Below are 20,579 nucleotides of genomic sequence, written 5' to 3'. Positions count from 1 at the left end.
TTTAATATGCATTATCACTTAGTTTCGATCTCTTCCTTCATATCAATGAACTGGCCTTTTGCATCATAAAACTCGTATTGCAAGAAAGCTAATTTCTGTGAAGAGATGACATGTACTCCAAATCCATACTTGTGTTGCCATTTACGTCTGAGGCTTATAACTCCTTGTTTAATATAGGCTGCAACGTATGGGTGTACATGTAGATAGAATTTCTTGATACCTATCTTGTTGACTAATTGGTCAATTTTTCCTTCAAGCTGGTCGGTAAACAAAATACTGGATCTTATCTTTCCAGTACCGTTACAAGTGGGACAATTCTCTTCAACGATGACGTCCATAGCTGGACGAACGCGTTGACGAGTAATTTGCATGAGGCCAAACTTGCTCAGTGGCAAAATATTATGCCGAGCCCTGTCTTTTTGCATGGCTTTGCACATGCGTTCGTAGAGCATTTGTCGGTCTTCTGCCAGGTTCATATCAATAAAGTCCACTACGATGATTCCTCCCATATCACGCAGTCTGAGTTGTCGGGCTAATTCGTCGGCAGCACCAAGATTGGTTTCCAAGGCGGTGCCTTCCTGTCCCTTCTCGTTCTTAGAACGGTTTCCACTATTCACATCCACAACATGCATAGCTTCAGTATGCTCTATGATAAGATATGCTCCATGTGCATAATTCACCGTTTTACCAAAACTTGACTTAATTTGTTTTGTAACGTTGAAATTATCAAAGATGGGTACTTTGCCTTTATATCTCTTAACTATATTTACTTTCTTTGGGGCGATTAAAGAAATATAGTCCTTGACCTCCTTGAAGATATCGTCTTCGTTAACAAATATATTTTCGTAGCTTGCATTAAAAAGGTCGCGTAGCATGGCCACCGTCCTACCTTCTTCCTCATATACAAGCTGTGGTCGGTCTTGGGTTTTTTGAACCTTGACAATGGCATTTAACCAACGTTTGGTCAGTACCTTGAGCTCGACGTCCAGCTCTGCCACACGCTTACCTTCGGCAACAGTACGTACAATGACACTACATCCTTTAGGCTTGATGCTGCGAATGAGCTGTTTAAGCCGTGCTCTTTCTTCACCGCTTTTAATCTTTGTAGATACGTTGACTTTATCTCCAAATGGAATCAGCACAAGAAATCGACCTGCAAAACTAAGTTCACAGGTAAGTCTTGGTCCTTTTGTCGAGATAGGTTCCTTGACAATTTGCACCAACACCTCCTGGCCAACTTGTAGCGTTTGCTGAACACTTCCATCCCTTTTTAAATCGGGTAGGCGTGAAGCCTTGCTGAAAGGGTATAGCTTTTTACGGTCGCTTTGTACTTGCTTAAGATACTTTGCGTAGGAATTGAATTGACTTCCTAAGTCAAGATAATGCAAGAAGGCGTCTCGTTCGTAGCCTACATCAACAAAACAGGCATTCAAACCCGGCATGAGTTTTTTTACCTTAGCAATGTAGACATTTCCTACGGAGAAATTAGCAGAACGTGGTTCATTCTGATATTCAACCAATCTCTTGTCTTCCAAGAGAGCAATCGAAATCTCCTTAGGTTTTGCATCGATTATTACTTCACTTGTCATATCTTAGACTTTTTATTAAAAAGAAAGGGAGCGCCAATGGAGGCCTCCCCCTTTTCAAAGCAAAAACCTATGGTTATTTGCTCTTATGACGATTCTTGCGTAGTCTTTTTTTACGCTTGTGCTTGGCCATTTTGCGGCCCTTTTTCTTCTTACCGTTTGGCATAACTGTAAATTTTTAAAATGTTTTATAATTTATAAATATCATTCACCCTTCATTTCTTCAACGAAAGCCTTGGCAGGCTTAAAGCTTGGAAAATCGTGGGCAGGAATTGTAATGGTTGTGTTCTTGCCAATATCTCTAGCTGTTTTGGCAGCACGGCGTTTGACAATAAAACTGCCAAATCCACGGAGATACACGTTCTCCTTCTTCTCAAGCATGTTCCGCTTTACGGTTTCCATAAAGCACTCTATAACAACGGAAACTTCTTTTTTTTGCAAGCCGGTCTGCTCAGCTATTTCGCTGATAATATCTGCTTTTGTCATTTTAATGATTTATTTATTATTGTATTGCTGTTTACCTTATGTATTTGATATGCAAAGATACAAGTTTTTCTTGTTACTATAAAATTTATCACGCTCTTTTTCTCATAAATTATAGTTTTTTCCTATTTTGAAAGTTGCTTGTATTCAGTTTGTTAGTGATTTTTTTACGCAGTAAGCCTTTTATGAAAACAGCATTACAGATATACCAACAAGAAAGTATCATCATACAGAAATAAAAAAGCTATAGGAAAAACCTATAGCTTGTTTTATGTGACTCCGGCGGGATTCAAACCCACAACCTTCTGATCCGTAGTCAGATGCTCTATTCAGTTGAGCTACGGAGCCCTACAAGGGTTTTGCTAATTCGAAAGTATGTGACTCCGGCGGGATTCAAACCCACAACCTTCTGATCCGTAGTCAGATGCTCTATTCAGTTGAGCTACGGAGCCTTTCTTTCTAAGCGTTTGCAAAGGTACGACGTTTTTTTTTGCCATCCAAATTTTAGGATGGTTTTTTCATCGTATAACTTGTTTATTTCTTTTCCTTAGTTGTCTTAGCAGTTCCTTTATACATCTTGTTCAAGCCTGCAACAACCTCATTGGTAATATCATAAGCTTTGTCTGCATAAAGAAGGTTATCACCTTGCTTTGCAAAGATCATGCTATACTTTTTATCCTTATTATATAAGGCAAGGTAGTTTTGCAAAGAATCATGCAGAGCTTTGTTAAACTTTTCTGTTTCTGCCTGAAATTCATTGCTTAAACGCTGATTGAGTGCCTGCAAATCGTTATTTTGTTTTTGCAAGCCCGCCTGAACATTTTCCGCCTGTTCACGTGTGTATGCATTCTGTTGTAGTTTCTGCTGGAAATTGGCTGCGGCTGTCTGCAACTGTTGCTGCTTGCCTGCCAAAGTTTTTTGGATATTAGTTCCCTTTTGTTCCAGAATTTTGCTATACTCTTTACAGAATTCATATCGGGTCATAATGGAGTCAACCTCGACAAAGGCCAAATTATTACCCGGGGCTACCTTTTCTGTTTTAGAAGAAGCGGACTTGTCGTCCATTTTTGCATTGCTCTTATCGCAAGCTACCATCGTCATAGTGGCCATGGCGGCTAAAGGCAAAATGCTGAAAATACTTTTCTTTTTCATATAATGATTTTTATTATCTTTTTTATTCTGTCTACATGACACTAACATGCCTTGTTCTGCTGACGGGCTTCCCTGTCCTGACTTATTACACAATGTATGTTTCTTTTCTTCATGGCTTCGTTGTCATGAATATGCTGTGAGGCAAAAGTTCCATTCTTTCTCACAACAATTTTTACAGATAGTAATGCTACAGCAATAGCAATTATTAACATGCTAAGAAGCAGGGATTCTATCATTTTTATTAACTTTGCAAAGTATCACATATCATAACGGTGCAAAGATAGTGCAAAATGAGCAAATCGCAAAGAAAATTGATAAACATTTAAAAATAAGATTATGGCAAAATTAGAACCTGCTCGCGTGTTTGAGCAATTTTCACACATAAACCAAATTCCCCGTCCCTCCAAGCATGAGGAAAAAATTAGGACATATTTGTTGGAATTTGCCGAGAAGAGGGGACTGAAGTCCAAGGTAGACGAGACAGGCAATGTCATCATTGCCAAGCCAGCAAGTAAGGGCTGCGAGCATTTAGCCACAACCGTCTTGCAGAGCCATATGGACATGGTATGCGACAAGTTGGTGGACGTTGACTTTGACTTCCACAAAGATCCAATCCAAACCTACGTTGATGGCGAGTGGTTGCGTGCTAAGGGCACGACCTTAGGGGCAGATGATGGCATAGGCGTCGCCATAGAATTGGCTCTTCTCGATTCTGACGATTTAGAGCATGGGCCACTGGAATGTCTCTTTACCGTTGATGAAGAAACCGGGCTTACCGGCGCCTTTGGTTTGAAATCCGGATTCATGACCGGCGACTATCTTATCAATCTCGATTCGGAAGACGAAGGACAGGTGTTTGTGTCATGTGCTGGTGGTATAAATACTACAGGAATCTTCAAGTTCACACGTGAGGAAGCATCCTCCGGACATTTCTTTATGCAAGCATCTTTAAAAGGCTTGATTGGGGGACATTCCGGTGATGACATTGAGAAAAAACGCGCGAATGCCATCAAAATTCTCGCCCGCTTCCTGTATATGCAACAAGAAAAGCTGGATCTGCGCTTGGCACAGTGGAACTCTGGCAAGATGCACAACGCCATAACCCGTGACGGAAAAATAATTTTTGCAGTTCCTTCAGACAAGAAAGAAGCAGTAAAAGCAGACTGGAATGTTTTCAGCAAAGAAGTTGAAGACGAATTTCATGTAAGTGACTCAAAGATGGAATGGGCATTGGAGAGTGCCGACACTCAATGTGTATTGCCCAAAAACGTAAGCCAAAACTTAATCAGAGCTATTCAGGCTCTTGATAATGGAGTGTTTGCCATGTGCCAAGACAAAGCTCTGGCATCTATGGTCGAGACATCAAGCAATGTGGCAAGTGTTCAAAGCGAAGAGAGCAGGGTAGTGGTGGTGTCGAGCCAGCGTTCAAACGTTATGAGCAACCTGCGCAACATGGCCAACACCATCAAGGCAACATTGCAGCTTGCCGGCGCTGAAGTCATACAAAACGACGGCTATCCTGCATGGAAGATGAATCCTGACTCCAAACTGTTGAAGATAACCGTTGACGCCTACAAAAAACTCTTCGGCAAGGAGCCCGTAGTGAGAGGTATTCACGCCGGACTTGAATGCGGGCTTTTCTCAGAAAAATACCCACATATAGATATGGTAAGCTTCGGACCAACCCTACGCTTTGTCCACACCCCTGACGAGTGTCTCCACATTCCTACCGTTCAGATGGTTTGGGATCATTTGCTTGAAATATTAAAGAATATTCCTGCAAAAGAGGATTAAGATGGTTTTGAGAACAGTCAAATTGATGTTCATGGCCTTGTCTGTGCAGTTCTTGCTAAGTTGCGGAGAAGGCCATGACTCCCAAGTTATTGTCAAGGACTTCATGAAAAGCAACATGAATCTTGACGATTATAAAATCATTGGGTGGTCTAAATTGAATGATACTTATTTTGTTTCAGATTCCATGACAAACGTGATGCATACTGATGCTGAATTGTCGGGGAAGGTTAAACAAGGTACAAAATACACGCCCGCAACTGAAAAATTAAGATTTATTCAAGTCGAATATACGGTATACGACGACACGCTGAAACAAACTTTCTATCTTGACGATCAACTTACAGGAGTGGTTTGTTTTAAATAATTGACCAAATAGAAATTCCCCAATCCACAGTATCACTACACGGATTGGGGACTTTTTAACCTTTTAAAAAACTAACCTTAACCTATTGAAATGAATCTATGTTGCAAATATATAAAAATATTTGATTCATGGTGTAAAGATTTCAGTAATATTATAACTTTCCTATAAATTATTTGGCACACAGGGGTTTTCCCTTAGAATCAGTCTGAAGGCGCAACACAGTCCTGTCTCCTGATCCATAGCATGCCATAGCTTCAAAAAACACTTCACAGTCATCGATAAACCGATAAACACCGGAACAAATCGAACGGCAGATTGGGTTTGGAATTTTATAAAATAAAGATACCTTTTTTTGATGATTGCTTTTCGGAGCATTCAGAGAGAAAAGCGCCATGTTTTTACGATCAATTTCAGGCCGGGAATCCCAAAATTTCCGCTGACGTTGCGAGAAGCATCTAATGACGGCACGGTTGGGGTTCACACCACACGCGACAAAGCTTTTCTCGTCATGCGATTAGGGCTTATCCATACTGCCATTCGATATGCAACCGCAGGAGATGATATTACTCTCGTAGAAGCATTTTTACTAACTGTCTAACCATGAGCGAATTACAAACTTTCGAATTTTTCGAGAATTTAGAACCACAGGATTTTAATTTTTAAAAATGCGAAGCATGAAGAGGCTTTTGTAAAGAAAAAACAAATGTCTACACTCCCCTTGAAGCGCAGAGAAAGCCATACTTTTTTCACCAGGATTTAAAAACTTGGATCGATGTCGAATAATCAACAAACTCATGATAAGAACTTCCACAACATCTTTCTACATCTTTAACAGAGGTAATGTTGCCGTTTCTCATTATTTTATTACTTTTGCATAGATGAGTAAACCTTTAGCAGAAAGATTACGCCCTCAAACATTGGATGACTATATTGGCCAGGAACATGTCGTAGGGAAAGATGCCGTCTTGCGTAAGATGGTAGAATCTGGTCGGATATCTTCTTTCATACTCTGGGGGCCTCCGGGAGTGGGGAAAACCACATTGGCTCAAATCATTGCAGGGATGCTCAAGGTTCCCTTCTTCACATTAAGTGCCGTGACAAGTGGTGTCAAGGATGTTCGTGAGGTTATTGAACGAGCTAAGCAAGGTCGGTTTTTCAATTCCGGATCCCCAATATTGTTTATTGATGAAATACACCGCTTCTCCAAATCGCAGCAAGACTCCCTGTTGGGTGCTGTCGAGAGAGGAGTTGTTACGCTAATCGGAGCCACAACCGAGAATCCATCTTTCGAAGTGATACGCCCCCTGTTGTCCCGCTGTCAGCTGTATGTGCTGAAATCATTGGAAAAAGAAGATCTGATGAAAATACTGGAACGAGCCATTCATGAAGACAGCGAGCTAAAAAAGAAAGATATTGTCCTACAGGAAGTTGGGGCAATCATGAGGTATAGCGGGGGAGATGCCCGAAAATTACTAAACATCCTGGAACTGGCTGTTAATTCCACTGCCTCATCTCAAATTACAATTACTGACAAGCTGGTGGAAGGACTCGTACAATCCAACCCGCTGGCCTACGACAAAGACGGTGAAATGCACTATGATATTATCTCTGCATTCATCAAAAGCATAAGGGGCTCGGACCCTGATGCTGCATTATACTGGATGGCCAGAATGATAGAAGGCGGAGAAGATCCACAGTTTATTGCCCGTCGGCTAATCATCAGTGCGGCAGAGGATATTGGATTGGCCAATCCCAATGCCCTGCTGTTGGCCAATGCAGCTTTCGACGCGGTTATGAAAATTGGATGGCCTGAAGGTCGAATCCCCTTGGCCGAAGCAGCAGTATATTTGGCAACAAGTCCCAAAAGCAACTCGGCCTATCTGGCTATTGACGCTGCACTTCGAGAGGTTAGGCAAAGCGGCAACCTCCCTGTTCCGCTGCATATCCGTAATGCCCCAACAAAACTAATGAAAAGCTTAGGATACAGTGATGGGTATCAATATCCACATGACTTCCCAGAAAACTTTGTTAAACAACAGTACCTTCCCGACCATATAACAAATAGAAGATTTTGGCATGCCCAACACTCTCCTGCAGAAGAAAAAATACACCAAAGGATGATGCAATGTTGGAACGAAAGGTATAAAGATTAATTAATCAACATACAATGTCGGTCTCAAGTAGCCTCAATGTATGACAACACCAACGTAAAACCAAGAAAAAAAAGAGATGAAAATAGTAGTATTAGATGGTTACTCGGCCAACCCGGGCGATCTTTCATGGGAGCGTTTAGAAGCTCTTGGAGAATTGACAGTATATCCACGCACCTCTACAACAAAGGTGGTGGAGTGTGCACAAGATGCCGACATCATTCTTTCAAATAAAGTCAAGATCACCGCGGAAGTCATCGACAAACTTCCAAAGTTGAAATATATAGGCGTGTTGGCGACCGGGTACAACATCATTGATGTGGACTATGCAAGGCAAAAGGGGATTGTTGTTTCCAACATACCCGCCTACAGTACCGATAGCGTGGTGCAAATGACTTTTGCGCACATCTTGAACATCACAAACCAAGTGGGGCACTATGCCGACCAAGTACGCAGTGGACGATGGAGCAAGAACGCAGACTTCTGTTATTGGGATACACCATTGACCGAACTTTCCGGAAAAATAATAGGCATTGTCGGCTTGGGGAATATTGGGATGCGCGTGGCTACTATTGCACGACAGTTTGGCATGGATGTTTTCGCCGTGACTTCCAAGGAGTCGGCCTTGTTGCCATCCGGCATTCAGAAGACAACGCTCAATGGCTTGTTGAGCATAGCTGATGTCCTGTCTTTGCATTGTCCACTGACCAAGGACACAGACAAACTGATCAATGCAGAAAGGCTGGAACTCATGAAACCGGGCTCAATTTTGATTAATACCGGCAGAGGACAACTGGTCGATGAGAAAGCGGTTGCCAAGGCGTTGGACAGCGGGCATCTCAAGGGATACGGGGCTGATGTGATGGCTCTGGAACCACCTTCAAAAGACAATCCGTTACTCAAACAAACCCATGCTTACTTCACACCCCATATTGCATGGGCTTCCAAGGAGGCGCGCACAAGATTAATCAATATTGCGGCAGACAATGTAAAGGCCTTCTTGGAGGGAAGCCCGCAAAACAAAGTGTAAATACGTTTCATTTTCAACTTTGATACGCACAGTTGTCGCACGGATGAGCGTGGGCGCAAGAAAAACTGACGGGTATTTTGACACGTCATTATTTTTTAGTAATTTTGCTTCCAAATTTTGACGAAGGTAAAACTCTTTTATAATGAAGATTTCATATCAATGGCTTAAGGAATACGTAGACTTCTCCCTTACCCCTCAGGAAACGGCCGAAGCATTAACTTCCACAGGACTCGAAGTAAGTAGTTTGGAAGAGATTCAGGCCATCAAGGGAGGCTTGAAAGGCCTTTATGTAGGTAAGGTGCTGACTTGCGAAGAACACCCTAACAGTGATCACCTCCATATAACAACAGTTGATTTGGGAAAAGAAGAACCTCAGCAAATCGTTTGTGGGGCTCCCAATGTTGCTGCCGGACAAAAGGTTATTGTTGCCGACCTGGGGTGCGTTCTTTATGATGGCGACAACAAGTTTACGATCAAGAAAACACGCTTGCGTGGTGTGGACAGCTTGGGTATGATTTGTGCCGAAGATGAAATAGGCATCGGAACCAATCATGATGGAATTATCGTTCTTCCGGAAGATGCAATCGTCGGCACACCTGCCGCTGACTATTATCACTTGGAGAGCGACTGGTTGATAGATATCGACATTACGGCCAATCGAGCAGACGCATTAAGCCACTACGGAGTGGCTCGCGACATGTATGCTTGGCTGCTTCAACGGGGATACAAGACTTCGCTGCATCGCCCGGACTGCTCAGAATTCGCCGTAGATAATGAAGAGTTGAACATTGATGTCGAGATAGAAAACACCCAGGCTTGCAAACGATATGCTTGCTTGAGCATCACAAACTGTGAAGTGAAAGAAAGCCCGCAATGGTTAAAAGATAAGCTGACCACCATCGGTCTTCGTCCAATCAATAACATTGTAGACATCACCAATTATATTATGATGGCATACGGTCAGCCGATGCACTGTTTTGACGCAGATATGGTGACCGGTCATAAAATCATAGTTAGAACCCAACCGGAGGGGACTAAGTTTGTAACCCTGGATGGGGTAGAGCACGAACTTGGAGAGCATGATTTAAGCATTTGCAACGCTGAGGCACCCATGTGTATAGCTGGCATTTTCGGGGGACAGGGTTCCGGCACATACGAATCCACCAAAAACGTGGTTTTGGAAAGTGCTTATTTCCATCCAACGTGGATCCGAAAGAGTGCACGCCGCCACGGATTAAGTACAGATTCCAGTTTCAGATTTGAACGTGGAATAGATCCTAACGGACAAATATACGCCCTGAAACAGGCTGCTATTTTGTGTAAAAAGTTATCAGGAGGTCAGGTTTCCATGCAAATCAAGGATATTTATCCCGAACCTCTTGAAGATTTTAAAGTAAATCTTCAGTTCGAATATTGCGACAGGCTGATAGGCAAGCAAATAGGAAACGATACCATTAAGAATATTGTTCAGAGTTTGGGCATAAAAATTGAGCATGAAGACCATGACGGACTTCAACTGTTGGTACCGGCCTACCGTGTGGATGTCCAACGTCCATGCGATGTTGTGGAAGAAATCCTTCGTATCTACGGTTATAACAATATTGAAATTCCAACAATATTGAAGTCGTCATTGACAGTAGCCGGCGACCAGGATAAAGAACACCAACTCGAAAATATCGTCAGTGAACAATTGGTTGGGTGTGGCTTTAATGAAATTATTAACAATTCCCTGACCAAATCTTCATACTATAATAGCGACTCTGTTTCGTCCTATCCATGGGACAACACCGTCAAATTGATGAATCCTCTGAGTGCCGACTTGGGTGTTATGCGGCAGACTCTATTATATGGAGGTCTGGAATCCTTAGCACGTAACATAAACAGGAAACGTAATAATCTCAAATTCTTCGAGTTAGGCAACGTATATAAGTATAGCGCGGAAAAAGAAAACGACCAATCTCCTGTTAAAGCTTATTCTCAGGAACATCATCTTGGCATATGGATAACGGGAAAGAGAGTGGAAAATTCTTGGGTGCATGGAGACGAGGAGAGTTCTTTCTATGAGCTTAAGGCTTACGTAGAAAATGTTTTTATGCGCTTAGGCATTTCCAAATCAATGCTGGTTACTACAAAAACAAAGAACAATATTTTTGCCTACGGACTCACACAGAACAGCCGTAATGGTCAAGTTCTTGTAGAGTTTGGAAAACTAAGCAGGTGCGTTCTACACAAATTCGACATTGACAATGATGTATTCTATGCCGAGTTCAATTGGGCAGGATTAATGAAGGCGATTAAGAAAAACAAAGTTGAATTCACAGAGCTCAACAAGTATCCTTCTGTTAGTCGTGATCTCGCATTGTTGGTTGATGAAAATATAGAGTTTGCCCAAATTGAAGAAATTGCACATCAGACAGAGAAAAAACTACTCAAACAAGTTAAATTGTTCGATGTGTATCAAGGAAAGAATCTTCCTGAGGGCAAAAAGAGTTATGCAGTAAACTTTACTCTTGAAGATGACGCACAAACCTTGACTGACAATAAGATTGACTCAATCATGAAGAAGCTCATAAAGAACTTGACTTCTAAATTAGGTGCAGAACTTAGATAATAAACTAATAATATTACATTTAAAGAATAAACTCCAATGGGAAGAGCATTCGAATATCGCAAAGCTGCGAAATTGAAAAGATGGGGTCATATGGCTCGCACATTCACCAAATTAGGCAAACAGATTGCCATAGCAGTTAAAGCAGGTGGACCGGAACCGGAAAACAACCCTACGCTACGTGCTATAATTGCTACATGCAAGCGCGAGAACATGCCTAAAGACAATATCGAACGTGCCATTAAAAATGCTCAGGGCAAGGACAATAGCGAATATAAAGAAGTGCCCTACGAAGGTTATGGTCCTCATGGAATAGCCGTTTTTGTTGACACCCTGACCGACAATACCACGCGTACAGTTGGGGATGTGCGTTCGGTATTCAATAAATTCAGCGGTAACCTTGGAACGCAAGGTTCGTTGAGTTTCCTTTTCGACCATAAATGTGTATTTACATTTAAGCAAAAAGAGGACTTGGAAATGGACAGCCTTATTCTTGATCTCATAGACTACGAAGTTGACGATGAGTATGATATTGATGAAGAAGAAGGTGAAATCACTATATACGGAGCACCCACAAGCTTCGGCGACATACAGAAATACCTTGAAGACAATGGGTTTGAAATAACAAGTGCAGAGTTTACTCGCATTCCCAACGACTTGAAAGACGTTACACCGGAAGAACGTGAAACGATTGACAAAATGGTTGAAAAACTTGAAGAGTTTGATGATGTTCAGAATGTTTACACCAATATGAAACCTGAATAAATCACAAACCGCATCATAATGCCGCTCAACTTTGTTGAGTTGGAGGAAAAAGGCTTCCCATTAGAATTTATCTGTATGGGAAGCCTTTTTTATGTTTGGTAGGGATTTGATAGGGAGACGTATTATTCTTGCAGACGTTTACCTTCCATATTGATATAGAATTGCTCTTCCCCTTGTGTTACTTGAATCATAGAATTGCTGAGAGGTCCCATGTCATCATAGATAGGTTTAACCGCCTCCTTGCCATTCTTGTCAACAAGTCCCAACTTGTCGTTAAGGCGAACTTGACACATATCAGGATAATGCTCGCTGTAGTTGGATTCAATGGCATCATATTTTACGGGGCATATAATAGAACCCTTCACATCGACCACTCCATATTTCTTTCCATCGCTCACTATGGCATAGCCACCACGAAACTCCTGCACACTCTTGAAATTAGTGGTGCGACGTAGCTTGTCAGCCTGTCTTACATAGTCTATATTCCCATTTTTGTAATAGACCTCAGGCTCTTCGTTAGGTCGGAGTGCCAGATAGCCTCCAAAAACCATAACAAGGATAGCAGCTGCAATGATGAGATTGCGTATAAGACGACGACGAGATTGCTTGTCAGCTGCCTCATTGGCTGCTATCTCTTCTTCCATCTCTCTGCGGAGTTCTTCTTGATTCTTCTGTTCCATATTTTCAAATTAAAGTAAATAATATTAATTCAATTCCGACAATAGTGATACTCTTCCTGCCTATTTTGTTGTTAAGTTCAGCTTAGTGGTCTTGCCTTTGCCGTCAGTAACTTTCAGCATCACTTTCCCTGAAGTTTTGCCTGCACGCAATATCACCCACGCAGAGCCATTGTAAAGGCTTCGCTCACTGGCTACATGAAGTTCATCAGACAACATGTTGCCATTATCCACAGCTACAATGCGCGCATCACCCTCTACTTCGAAGCTAAGTTTACCTTGTTCTGAGGGCACTCGTCGCCCGTTGCGATCCACGGCTGTTATCCTGACATGTTGTAGATCCTGACCATCGGCATGCCATGTCCGAGCATCGGCTGTAAGCAACAATTTCCTTGTTGCACCGGTGGTTTCTATGCGGTGACTGGTCACACGCTTACCATTCTTATAAGCCATGGCTTCAATATATCCTGGCTGATATTCAATGTTGTTGAATCGGAGTTGATTTCTGCCCTTCGGATCCGTGGTATTGTTTTGCTCAGCCACTTTCTTTCCGTTAACCACAAGTTCTACTCTGTCAGCATTGGTGAACACTTTGAGTGACAGCTTTTGTCCCGGACGCCTATTCCAATGGTCACTCATGCCATCGTTTGAAAAGATGATACCATTCCACTCTGTGATGTCCGCTTTTGAGTCAATAATACCAATATGGCAAACCGGCTCATCAGGTTTGAACATAGAGCGCAACAAATAGGCCGTAGGTTTAGGTTGTAACGAAACATCAAAAACCCCATCTGTCCATCCCTTGCGCGGCCATCCCATGCTCTCGCCAAGATAATCAATCATACCCCAATAGGCCAGTCCAATGACCTTATCAAGATCCATACTGAAAAAGTTTGGACCCATCATCGAGAGATTGGCCTCGCTCTGGTAGAATGTCATCCAAGGAAACTTCTGCCGGTCTCCCGGAAAATACATATATCTGTAATTGTAAGCCTGCACATCTGTAATCATGGCGAGGTCGCACGGCAATGAATCAGTCTGGTGATTGCGACCACGGGGATGCATGGCTACTGTTATCTTGCGGGTGTCATCATATCGTTGCAATACGGTTTTCAGCATGCGATATGGTGTGGCTCCCCAGTCGTTAAAGGGTAGGTTAGCGTATGTTTGAAGTTCATTCCCAAGACTCCACATGGCAATACAGGCATGATTTCTGTCTCGTTTAACCCATTCGGGCAACTGGTATGGCCATTGCTGCATCCAAGGTGTGCGCCCACCTGTGTATTGCTGCAACCATTTGTCGTAGAGTTCATCCACAACAATAAAGCCAAGCGAGTCGCAAAGTTGAAGAAAGCTTTCAGAATAGGGATTGTGACTGCTACGAATATGGTTGAACCCAAATTCCTTAAGCAATTCCAGACGTTTTTCTATGGCACGTGGATAAGCCGCTGCACCCAGTGCACCCAATGTGTGGTGGTTAGCAATTCCCTTGAGCAACACCTTCTTGCCGTTGAGTTTGAGACCAAACTCCGGACCTATTTCGAATGTCCGCACACCGAATCGGGTGGAGGTGCGGTCGATAACTTTCTCATTATTGCTGTCGTATAGGGTAACACTTGCCGTATAGAGATGAGGATCTTCGACGCTCCACAGATGAGCATTGTCTATCCTGATGGTCTCCCATTTCAGTTCGTTGGTTCTAGAACGACGATTAAACGGGACAGCCTGCCTCTTGGAGTAAATTGTTGTTCCTTTGGCATCGCGAATGTCAAGTTGGAGATTTACCTCGTTGTTACGCGTATAATTAGCTACCTCTATTTGCACATTGACATCACGATTATCCTTGGTGGTAACAAACAGGGGGTGACGCGCGAAGTACATCTGTGGATGGGTAGTGATGAGGTGCACATCCCTGAACAAGCCTCCTCCCGTGTACCATCGCGAGTCTTTGGGATTACCAGTAGACGCTCTAACGGCTATCGTATTGGGCTGACCGTATTTAAGTTTTCCTGTAAGGTCTATCTCAAATCCAACATAGCCATAGTCGGTGCCGCCAACACGCACTCCATTGAGATAGACATCGCCGACATACATGATTCCTTCGAAATCAAGGATGGTCCGCTTGTTTTCAAGATTAGTGCCGGGAGTAAAGGTTTTGACATACCAGCCTTCGCCCATCTCTTTGAAAGCACGTGCAGAGAGGCGACTCTTGAAATTGGCTGCACCATCGCTGTTGCTGGCTTTCTCGTCGGCAGAGGGGGCTACCCAGGGTTGCTCTATCTGGAAGTCGTGAGGAACGTCAATGGTTCGCCAATTGCTTGTGTCAAGATTTTGGGGATCTGCTTTCCCCAAGTGAAATTTCCAGCCGTAGTTGAAGTCTTCCACAGTGCGCTGTGCAGAAACTTGAAACGGCATCAGAATAAGAAACAGGAATATATATAAATACTTCATAGTGGGTTTTAAATTTAGATGATGGATAAGATTATTTCACCTTATATAAGATAATGCGTGAGTTCAAACCCGAAGGTACGGGCTTCCAGTCAGCATAACTTTGTTTCTCATAGTGAATGTTAACTACGTTGATTTCCTCCATTTTACGCCATTTGTAACCCTCACGATCGAGCTGACTGATACGATTGGCCGGAAGATTGGTAACTTCGATGCGAATGGTATTAATGCCTGGCTTGAAAACATCAGAGAATTGCAACACGTAGGGCACTGCCCAAGCACAACCCACAAAGGTGTTGTTGATATACACACGCGCACTTTCGCGAACGTCGCCAAGATCGATAGCCCAGTCGTTGCATTGTTGCAACTCTTGTTTGGTCAATTTGATGTTACATTCGTAGACACCTGTTCCCATCAATGACTTGGTGGTTTCGTTCAGATTTTCCCACGTCTGTAACGTATCAAGGTGAAAACTTTGGTCGCAGGCAGGCGAAGTTTCGGTGAAACTAAGCTTCCAGTTTCCCTTCAGCAATCGAATCGATCCGTCGTATGGAGTGTTCTTGCGAAAGTCGAGTGTGTCGCTATGTTTGGTTGCATCAACGTTCTTATCAAACAGAGGTTCATCACTATTGGTAAATGTCTGGAGTATCATGCTTTCCCCCGAACGAAGTTCGATGCGCACTTTGCCATTAGCCGTCTGTGCACGGTAGCGACGTCCGTTCATGGGGTCAAACCACATAGCATCCTTGAAGGGCACCGCAAGTTTAACATCATCTGCTATATCTTTATCGGCGAGGTTAGCTATGAAGTAGTGAAATCCCTTGCCGTTGGATCGTCGAATCAGTTTCAACCCGAGGCGCGATTTCATTTCCTCGGCTTTGGCAGATTTTGACAAGTCTGCAGCTCGGGTTCCTATGATAACTTGTGCTCCATGCTGTTTCAGGTCTTCAATATGTTTCCGGACGGCTTCGGTAAGAATATTATTGTTGTTTGGAATGACAAGAGCCTTGTAGCGGGTACCGGCAGCTGTCTGCAACATGCCGTTGACCATATTCGTGGAAAGCAGGTATTTCTCGCTGATATAGTCGCAATCGTATCCGGCATGATCTATCTTGTCAATCGCATCAACAAATTCCGGAGCAAGGCGTCCCATGGTGTGAATGGCAAACTGCATGAGCCGTTTACCCTTCGACTGCTTGTGCCAGACATCCCGCACGGGGAGGAACACCAGAAAGTCGTTGTCTGGTTTGCCCCATTGCAAAAAGCTTTGGCAACGCGTGATATACTTCATCAGGAATGGGGCATCACGCCAAATTGAATTTGTGGGACTCATATCGACCGATGCATAGAATTTCCATCCCGGCCACACGTCGTCTTTGGGTGAATAGGACGTACCATGGAAGAACATGTGATTGACTCCTCCACAGAACATCAAGTCCATGTCCGGCTTCATTTGTGAAAGCGAAGTACGGAAATGTTCGGTGAGCCATGTAAATGTTTCACTCGAAGTATAGGGCTTGTTGTTGATGTGTGCAGCAGATGATGCCCATTTGTACATGGAAAAGTCAGAATCATTCTTCCGTGTCATTCCCACGTCCTGACGTAGTCCCTTGATTTTGAAATCGGTAAGTCCGAATCCTTCTATCTCTGGAATATCCACAGCAGAATAACAGTCGATGAGATTAGCCGGTGAGCCATGAGCTTGATTACGAGTAATGGCACCATGACTGTGTGCCCATGCTGTCCACGTTTGCGTAAAATTCTCCAAAAGCAGATCTCCCAGTGTTTCGCGGTAATCGGCAACCACCTTTTCATCCCCGTCTACCAACTTGTCAAAATTTTCTTCCAGAGAATAGCCGCGTCTCTTTTTGAACTCAGGAAACAGTTGTGGGGTATAGTCGGCATTACTAACTTCATAGCTGTCGTTGAAGAATGTGTGGGGGTAGGGAGTGTTGGTTCTCTCGAAAGCAGCCTCAATGTGTTTCAGATAGTTTGCTACCGCCGTTTTATTAAAATGATCGATCACCCATCCAGAACCACCAGGAGCAGCTCGTTTCACTTTCATGGCACCATAGCGTTGCCAAAGTGTGATGACACGCCAAGTTTTCTTATTTAAAGGGAAATAAAAGCGATTGACAAAGCATGTTTTATTATCTTTGTCCACACCCGGGGTTTTGAGTAATTTCCTGTATTCCTTCTTGGTTACAGTGTCATTCTCAATAACCATGAACGAGCAACTTTCTTTTAGTGGCACCCACGGTCCTCCAAAAGGCCAGCCCGTTCCTGTAGCCATTCCTACCTCCAAATTATTTAGTTTGGCTTCTGCCTGCACATAGCGCAGCATTTCCATCCATCGGTCTGAGAGATATTCAATATTATTTTTTTCGTTTCCTTGCACACCATAAATAGGAGTGATCTCGATTGCACCGGCTCCATGTTCAGCATATTGTTTAAGACTCCACTGCAAGTTTTGTTTATCTACTGCAGATCCAAGCCACCACCAGCGTAGTCCAGGTTTGGCTTCACGTCTTACGACAGGCCATTGTTGGGCATACAAAGTCTGGGAAGTTCCAGCTGTCAACAATGCCAATGTCAATAATAATTCTTTTCTCATGTTTACGTGTAGTTGGTTTTTGTTTTAGTTTGTTTTTTACTCATGGTGGTAGGGGTCACCTTTAATAATGGTGCAAGCTCTGTAGAACTGTTCGACAAAAATGAGTCTTACCATTTGGTGACTGAATGTCATGCGTGACAAAGATATTTTTTCGTCGGCTCTTCGGTACACATCCTTCGAAAAACCATAAGGGCCGCCAATGGATATGACCAGTTTGCGTGATGTGTTTTGACGGTTCTGAAGCCATGAAGCAAACTCCACACTTCGGAACTCGACTCCTTTCTCATCCAAAAGCACTAACGTGTCAGAGGGTTGGATAAGCTTGAGTAGAAGTTCGCCTTCCTTTTCTTTCTGAACATCTTCCGGTAGATTCTTGGTGTTTTTAAGCTCGGGAATAACCTTTATTTCGAAGGGTTGGTAATGTTTGATTCGTTTCACATAGTCATCTATGCCAGCAATGAAATGTTTATTTTGAGTTTTCCCGATCAATATGAGTACTGCTTTCATTGCAATATTTTGATTTATCGTTAGGGTTGGTAAGGGATTGATTATCTTGTTTAACAGTCGAATATTGATTCTTACGTTTGGGATTCATGGGGAACCATCCTTTTTCCACGCGCTTTTTCTGGGAGAAAATTTCACCAATAGACCATAAAAAACTTGCACCTACGACTCCGATGACAGACGACAAGATATGATCCTCTATAAGCAAAGAACAAATAATACAGATCATTCCTGCAATGAGAAATAACCACCATGGACGTGTGCCAAAGTAGTATTCCGTCTTGACAACCACCGGATGAAAGAGTCCAATAATCAAAAAAGTAGATACCGCAATAATTAGTCCAGTGAAATACATTTGTTTTTTTGTTTAAAATTAAAAATGCCGATAAAATATTGGCCATGACTTATCATGCAAATTTACTAAAAAACTACGTATTCTCGAGCTGTTTTCAGAAAATAGTTATTATCTTTGCTTTTAGAACATTATAAATTAATAATATACCAACTTATTATGGAAAATAATTCAGAACTTATTGCTCAATGTGAAGCAAAAGCAAAATTGTGGTTATCTCCTTCATTCGACGAAACGACACGCGCTCAGGTTCGTGCCATGATGGACAATGAAGACAAGACAGAACTTATCGAAAGTTTCTATCGAAACCTTGAGTTTGGTACAGGTGGTCTGCGAGGTATCATGGGAGCAGGAACCAACCGCATGAATATTTACGTAGTGGGAATGGCTACTCAAGGCTTTGCCAACTATTTGAAAAAGAATTTTAAGGACATGGAACAGATCTCTGCTGTTGTATGTCATGATTGCCGAAACAACAGCCGACTGTTTGCCGAGACCGTCGCTAATATTTTCTCAGCAAATGGCATCAAGGTGTATCTGTTTGATGAAATGCGCCCGACCCCGGAATGTTCGTATGCCATCCGTCACCTCAAAGCTCAGGCAGGTGTTAATATTACAGCCAGCCACAATCCCCGTGAATACAATGGATACAAGGCTTATTGGGAGGACGGAGCCCAGGTGCTTGCCCCTCACGACGAAGGCATTATCAATGAGGTGAACAAGGTAACTATTGACGATGTGAAGTTTGAGGCAAACAAGAAGCTGATTCAGATTATTGGTGAGGATATAGACGAACCCTATCTCCGCGACATTCGGTCAATCTCCATTGATCCGGAGGTGATCAAGCGTCAGCACGACCTTAAAATAGTCTATACTCCTCTGCACGGTGCCGGACGTGTGATGATTCCACGCTCGTTGGCATATTGGGGATTTGACAATGTGCATTGTGTGCCTGAGCAGATGATAAAGGACGGAAACTTCCCAACAGTGGACCGCCCGAATCCTGAATTTGCCGAGGCATTGACCTTGGGCTTGCGTGATGCAAAGGCTCTCGATGCTGACATATTGATGGCCAGTGACCCAGATGCCGACCGTGTGGGTATGGCATGTAAGAACGACAAGGGCGAATGGGTGCTGATCAACGGCAACCAGACATGCTTGCTGTTCTTGTGGTATATCATCACAAATCGAAAAGCCAAGGGCAAACTGAAGCCTACAGATTTTATCGTGAAAACCATAGTTACCACAGAGGTGATTCGAAAGATTGCCGACAAGCATGAGCTGGAGATGCGTGATTGCTTCACCGGTTTTAAATGGATAGCCAATGAAATCCGCAAATCTGAAGGGGAAAAGAAATATATAGGCGGTGGCGAAGAGAGCTATGGCTTCATGGCTCAGGATTTTGTACGCGATAAAGATGCAGTTTCCGCATGTTCCTTATTAGCAGAAATCTGTGCGTATGCCAAAGATAAAGGCAAGACACTTTATGATATCTTGATGGACATTTACATTGAATATGGTTTCTCAAAAGAATATACTGTCAATGTAGAGCGCCCGGGCAAGAGTGGGGCAGAGGAAATCCAACAGATGATGGTCAATTTCCGCAACAATCCTCCTCAGGAATTTGATGGTTCAAAAATTATTCTTTCGAAAGACTACAAAACACTTGTGGCCAAGGATGCTAACGGTAAGGAAACCAAACTTGAGATGCCGGCAACAAGCAATGTGCTCCAATGGTTCTGCGAAGACGGAACAAAGGTAAGTGTTCGCCCGTCGGGAACTGAACCCAAAATCAAGTTCTACATTGAGGTGAAGGCTCCGATGACAGATGCTTCTCAATATGAGAAACTTGAAGCCCAAGGCATGGAGCGTATTAAACGCATTACCAAGGATCTTGGTTTGTAAGACCAATTAACAAAAAGAGCACCATCTTTGTAACTGCTCAGCAATCGACCAAGGCCATGGGTACCTTACCATCATCATGGGAAGGTATCCATGGCTCGAGGTTGTGATGGTATGGACTTGACTATATTTCTCCTCTAAAACAGTAAA

The 20,579-nt window shown here is 43.0% G+C and carries 16 protein-coding genes and 2 tRNA genes; 7 read left to right on the top strand and 11 right to left on the bottom strand.

Going from position 1 to position 20,579, the window contains the following annotated elements; translation table 11 throughout:
• Positions 1 to 14: 14 nt before the first annotated feature.
• From HMPREF0645_RS05915 to HMPREF0645_RS14425, 6 genes are all read right to left on the bottom strand, one after another.
• Positions 15 to 1,589 carry an Rne/Rng family ribonuclease gene (locus HMPREF0645_RS05915; RefSeq protein WP_007174004.1) on the bottom strand — a complete coding sequence of 525 codons (1,575 nt, stop codon included), beginning with the start codon at positions 1,587 to 1,589 and terminating at the stop codon, positions 15 to 17.
• Between the two features lie 201 nt (positions 1,590 to 1,790).
• Positions 1,791 to 2,072 (bottom strand): HU family DNA-binding protein, encoded by a 282-nt coding sequence (locus HMPREF0645_RS05910; RefSeq protein ID WP_007174003.1) that lies wholly within the window; start codon positions 2,070 to 2,072, stop codon positions 1,791 to 1,793.
• A gap of 271 nt (positions 2,073 to 2,343) precedes the next feature.
• Positions 2,344 to 2,417 (bottom strand) — tRNA-Arg (locus HMPREF0645_RS05905).
• A gap of 30 nt (positions 2,418 to 2,447) precedes the next feature.
• Positions 2,448 to 2,521 (bottom strand) — tRNA-Arg (locus tag HMPREF0645_RS05900).
• Between the two features lie 82 nt (positions 2,522 to 2,603).
• Positions 2,604 to 3,221: an OmpH/Skp family outer membrane protein gene (locus HMPREF0645_RS05895; RefSeq protein ID WP_044123334.1), complete on the bottom strand. Its 618-nt coding sequence runs from the start codon at positions 3,219 to 3,221 to the stop codon at positions 2,604 to 2,606.
• Between the two features lie 41 nt (positions 3,222 to 3,262).
• Entirely contained in the window at positions 3,263 to 3,457 is a 195-nt protein-coding gene (locus HMPREF0645_RS14425; RefSeq protein ID WP_007174001.1) for a hypothetical protein, read from the bottom strand.
• Between the two features lie 100 nt (positions 3,458 to 3,557).
• Between HMPREF0645_RS14425 and HMPREF0645_RS05885 the strand changes: the two genes are divergently transcribed.
• The 6 genes from HMPREF0645_RS05885 to HMPREF0645_RS05855 all read left to right on the top strand — a co-directional run bounded on the left by HMPREF0645_RS05885 (position 3,558) and on the right by HMPREF0645_RS05855 (position 11,932).
• On the top strand, positions 3,558 to 5,015 hold the full coding sequence (locus HMPREF0645_RS05885) for an aminoacyl-histidine dipeptidase (RefSeq protein WP_007174000.1): 1,458 nt from the start codon (positions 3,558 to 3,560) through the stop codon (positions 5,013 to 5,015).
• A gap of 115 nt (positions 5,016 to 5,130) precedes the next feature.
• Positions 5,131 to 5,379 carry a hypothetical protein gene (locus HMPREF0645_RS13825; RefSeq protein WP_169305454.1) on the top strand — a complete coding sequence of 83 codons (249 nt, stop codon included), beginning with the start codon at positions 5,131 to 5,133 and terminating at the stop codon, positions 5,377 to 5,379.
• 878 nt (positions 5,380 to 6,257) lie between these two features.
• Positions 6,258 to 7,532, top strand: coding sequence for a replication-associated recombination protein A (locus HMPREF0645_RS05870; protein ID WP_007173997.1), 1,275 nt, complete (start codon positions 6,258 to 6,260; stop codon positions 7,530 to 7,532).
• Positions 7,533 to 7,608: 76 nt separating this feature from the next.
• Complete coding sequence (locus tag HMPREF0645_RS05865) at positions 7,609 to 8,559, top strand: D-2-hydroxyacid dehydrogenase (protein WP_007173996.1); 951 nt, start codon at positions 7,609 to 7,611, stop codon at positions 8,557 to 8,559.
• Between the two features lie 142 nt (positions 8,560 to 8,701).
• Positions 8,702 to 11,170, top strand: a complete 2,469-nt coding sequence (pheT, locus tag HMPREF0645_RS05860) for a phenylalanine--tRNA ligase subunit beta (RefSeq protein ID WP_007173995.1) — start codon at positions 8,702 to 8,704, stop codon at positions 11,168 to 11,170.
• 36 nt (positions 11,171 to 11,206) lie between these two features.
• Complete coding sequence (locus HMPREF0645_RS05855) at positions 11,207 to 11,932, top strand: YebC/PmpR family DNA-binding transcriptional regulator (protein WP_007173994.1); 726 nt, start codon at positions 11,207 to 11,209, stop codon at positions 11,930 to 11,932.
• A 122-nt stretch (positions 11,933 to 12,054) separates the two neighbouring features.
• Here the strand turns inward: HMPREF0645_RS05855 and HMPREF0645_RS05850 are convergent, their stop codons facing one another.
• Genes HMPREF0645_RS05850 through HMPREF0645_RS05830 form a run of 5 tightly spaced genes read right to left on the bottom strand, consistent with a single transcriptional unit; the run spans position 12,055 to position 18,530 of the window.
• The gene (locus HMPREF0645_RS05850; protein ID WP_007173993.1) at positions 12,055 to 12,612 is read right to left on the bottom strand and encodes a WG repeat-containing protein; all 558 of its coding nucleotides are present in this window, start codon (positions 12,610 to 12,612) and stop codon (positions 12,055 to 12,057) included.
• Between the two features lie 60 nt (positions 12,613 to 12,672).
• The gene (locus tag HMPREF0645_RS05845; RefSeq protein WP_007173992.1) at positions 12,673 to 15,060 is read right to left on the bottom strand and encodes a glycoside hydrolase family 2 TIM barrel-domain containing protein; all 2,388 of its coding nucleotides are present in this window, start codon (positions 15,058 to 15,060) and stop codon (positions 12,673 to 12,675) included.
• A gap of 31 nt (positions 15,061 to 15,091) precedes the next feature.
• Complete coding sequence (locus tag HMPREF0645_RS05840) at positions 15,092 to 17,671, bottom strand: glycosyl hydrolase (RefSeq protein ID WP_007173991.1); 2,580 nt, start codon at positions 17,669 to 17,671, stop codon at positions 15,092 to 15,094.
• Between the two features lie 36 nt (positions 17,672 to 17,707).
• Positions 17,708 to 18,178 (bottom strand): 23S rRNA (pseudouridine(1915)-N(3))-methyltransferase RlmH, encoded by a 471-nt coding sequence (gene rlmH / locus HMPREF0645_RS05835; RefSeq protein WP_007173990.1) that lies wholly within the window; start codon positions 18,176 to 18,178, stop codon positions 17,708 to 17,710.
• Positions 18,138 to 18,530 (bottom strand): DUF4491 family protein, encoded by a 393-nt coding sequence (locus HMPREF0645_RS05830; protein WP_044123333.1) that lies wholly within the window; start codon positions 18,528 to 18,530, stop codon positions 18,138 to 18,140. The genes rlmH and HMPREF0645_RS05830 overlap by 41 nt, the downstream gene beginning before the upstream one ends.
• Before the next feature lie 156 nt (positions 18,531 to 18,686).
• On the opposite strand from HMPREF0645_RS05830, the gene HMPREF0645_RS05825 reads away from it, so the two are divergent.
• On the top strand, positions 18,687 to 20,432 hold the full coding sequence (locus HMPREF0645_RS05825; protein WP_007173988.1) for a phospho-sugar mutase: 1,746 nt from the start codon (positions 18,687 to 18,689) through the stop codon (positions 20,430 to 20,432).
• The last annotated feature ends 147 nt before the right edge of the window (positions 20,433 to 20,579 follow it).

It is taken from the genome of Hallella bergensis DSM 17361 (genome assembly GCF_000160535.1).
Taxonomy (GTDB): Bacteria; Bacteroidota; Bacteroidia; order Bacteroidales; family Bacteroidaceae; genus Prevotella; species Prevotella bergensis.
This window is presented reverse-complemented; position numbering and strand designations above follow the sequence as displayed.

Bases quoted from the DNA above. Each gene is read 5' to 3' on its own strand.
- HMPREF0645_RS05915 (WP_007174004.1), bottom strand. From the start codon at position 1,589: ATGACAAGTGAAGTAATAATCGATGCAAAACCTAAGGAGATTTCGATT.
- HMPREF0645_RS05910 (WP_007174003.1), bottom strand. From the start codon at position 2,072: ATGACAAAAGCAGATATTATCAGCGAAATAGCTGAGCAGACCGGCTTG.
- HMPREF0645_RS05895 (WP_044123334.1), bottom strand. From the start codon at position 3,221: ATGAAAAAGAAAAGTATTTTCAGCATTTTGCCTTTAGCCGCCATGGCC.
- HMPREF0645_RS14425 (WP_007174001.1), bottom strand. From the start codon at position 3,457: ATGATAGAATCCCTGCTTCTTAGCATGTTAATAATTGCTATTGCTGTA.
- HMPREF0645_RS05885 (WP_007174000.1), top strand. From the start codon at position 3,558: ATGGCAAAATTAGAACCTGCTCGCGTGTTTGAGCAATTTTCACACATA.
- HMPREF0645_RS13825 (WP_169305454.1), top strand. From the start codon at position 5,131: ATGAATCTTGACGATTATAAAATCATTGGGTGGTCTAAATTGAATGAT.
- HMPREF0645_RS05870 (WP_007173997.1), top strand. From the start codon at position 6,258: ATGAGTAAACCTTTAGCAGAAAGATTACGCCCTCAAACATTGGATGAC.
- HMPREF0645_RS05865 (WP_007173996.1), top strand. From the start codon at position 7,609: ATGAAAATAGTAGTATTAGATGGTTACTCGGCCAACCCGGGCGATCTT.
- pheT (WP_007173995.1), top strand. From the start codon at position 8,702: ATGAAGATTTCATATCAATGGCTTAAGGAATACGTAGACTTCTCCCTT.
- HMPREF0645_RS05855 (WP_007173994.1), top strand. From the start codon at position 11,207: ATGGGAAGAGCATTCGAATATCGCAAAGCTGCGAAATTGAAAAGATGG.
- HMPREF0645_RS05850 (WP_007173993.1), bottom strand. From the start codon at position 12,612: ATGGAACAGAAGAATCAAGAAGAACTCCGCAGAGAGATGGAAGAAGAG.
- HMPREF0645_RS05845 (WP_007173992.1), bottom strand. From the start codon at position 15,060: ATGAAGTATTTATATATATTCCTGTTTCTTATTCTGATGCCGTTTCAA.
- HMPREF0645_RS05840 (WP_007173991.1), bottom strand. From the start codon at position 17,671: ATGAGAAAAGAATTATTATTGACATTGGCATTGTTGACAGCTGGAACT.
- rlmH (WP_007173990.1), bottom strand. From the start codon at position 18,178: ATGAAAGCAGTACTCATATTGATCGGGAAAACTCAAAATAAACATTTC.
- HMPREF0645_RS05830 (WP_044123333.1), bottom strand. From the start codon at position 18,530: ATGTATTTCACTGGACTAATTATTGCGGTATCTACTTTTTTGATTATT.
- HMPREF0645_RS05825 (WP_007173988.1), top strand. From the start codon at position 18,687: ATGGAAAATAATTCAGAACTTATTGCTCAATGTGAAGCAAAAGCAAAA.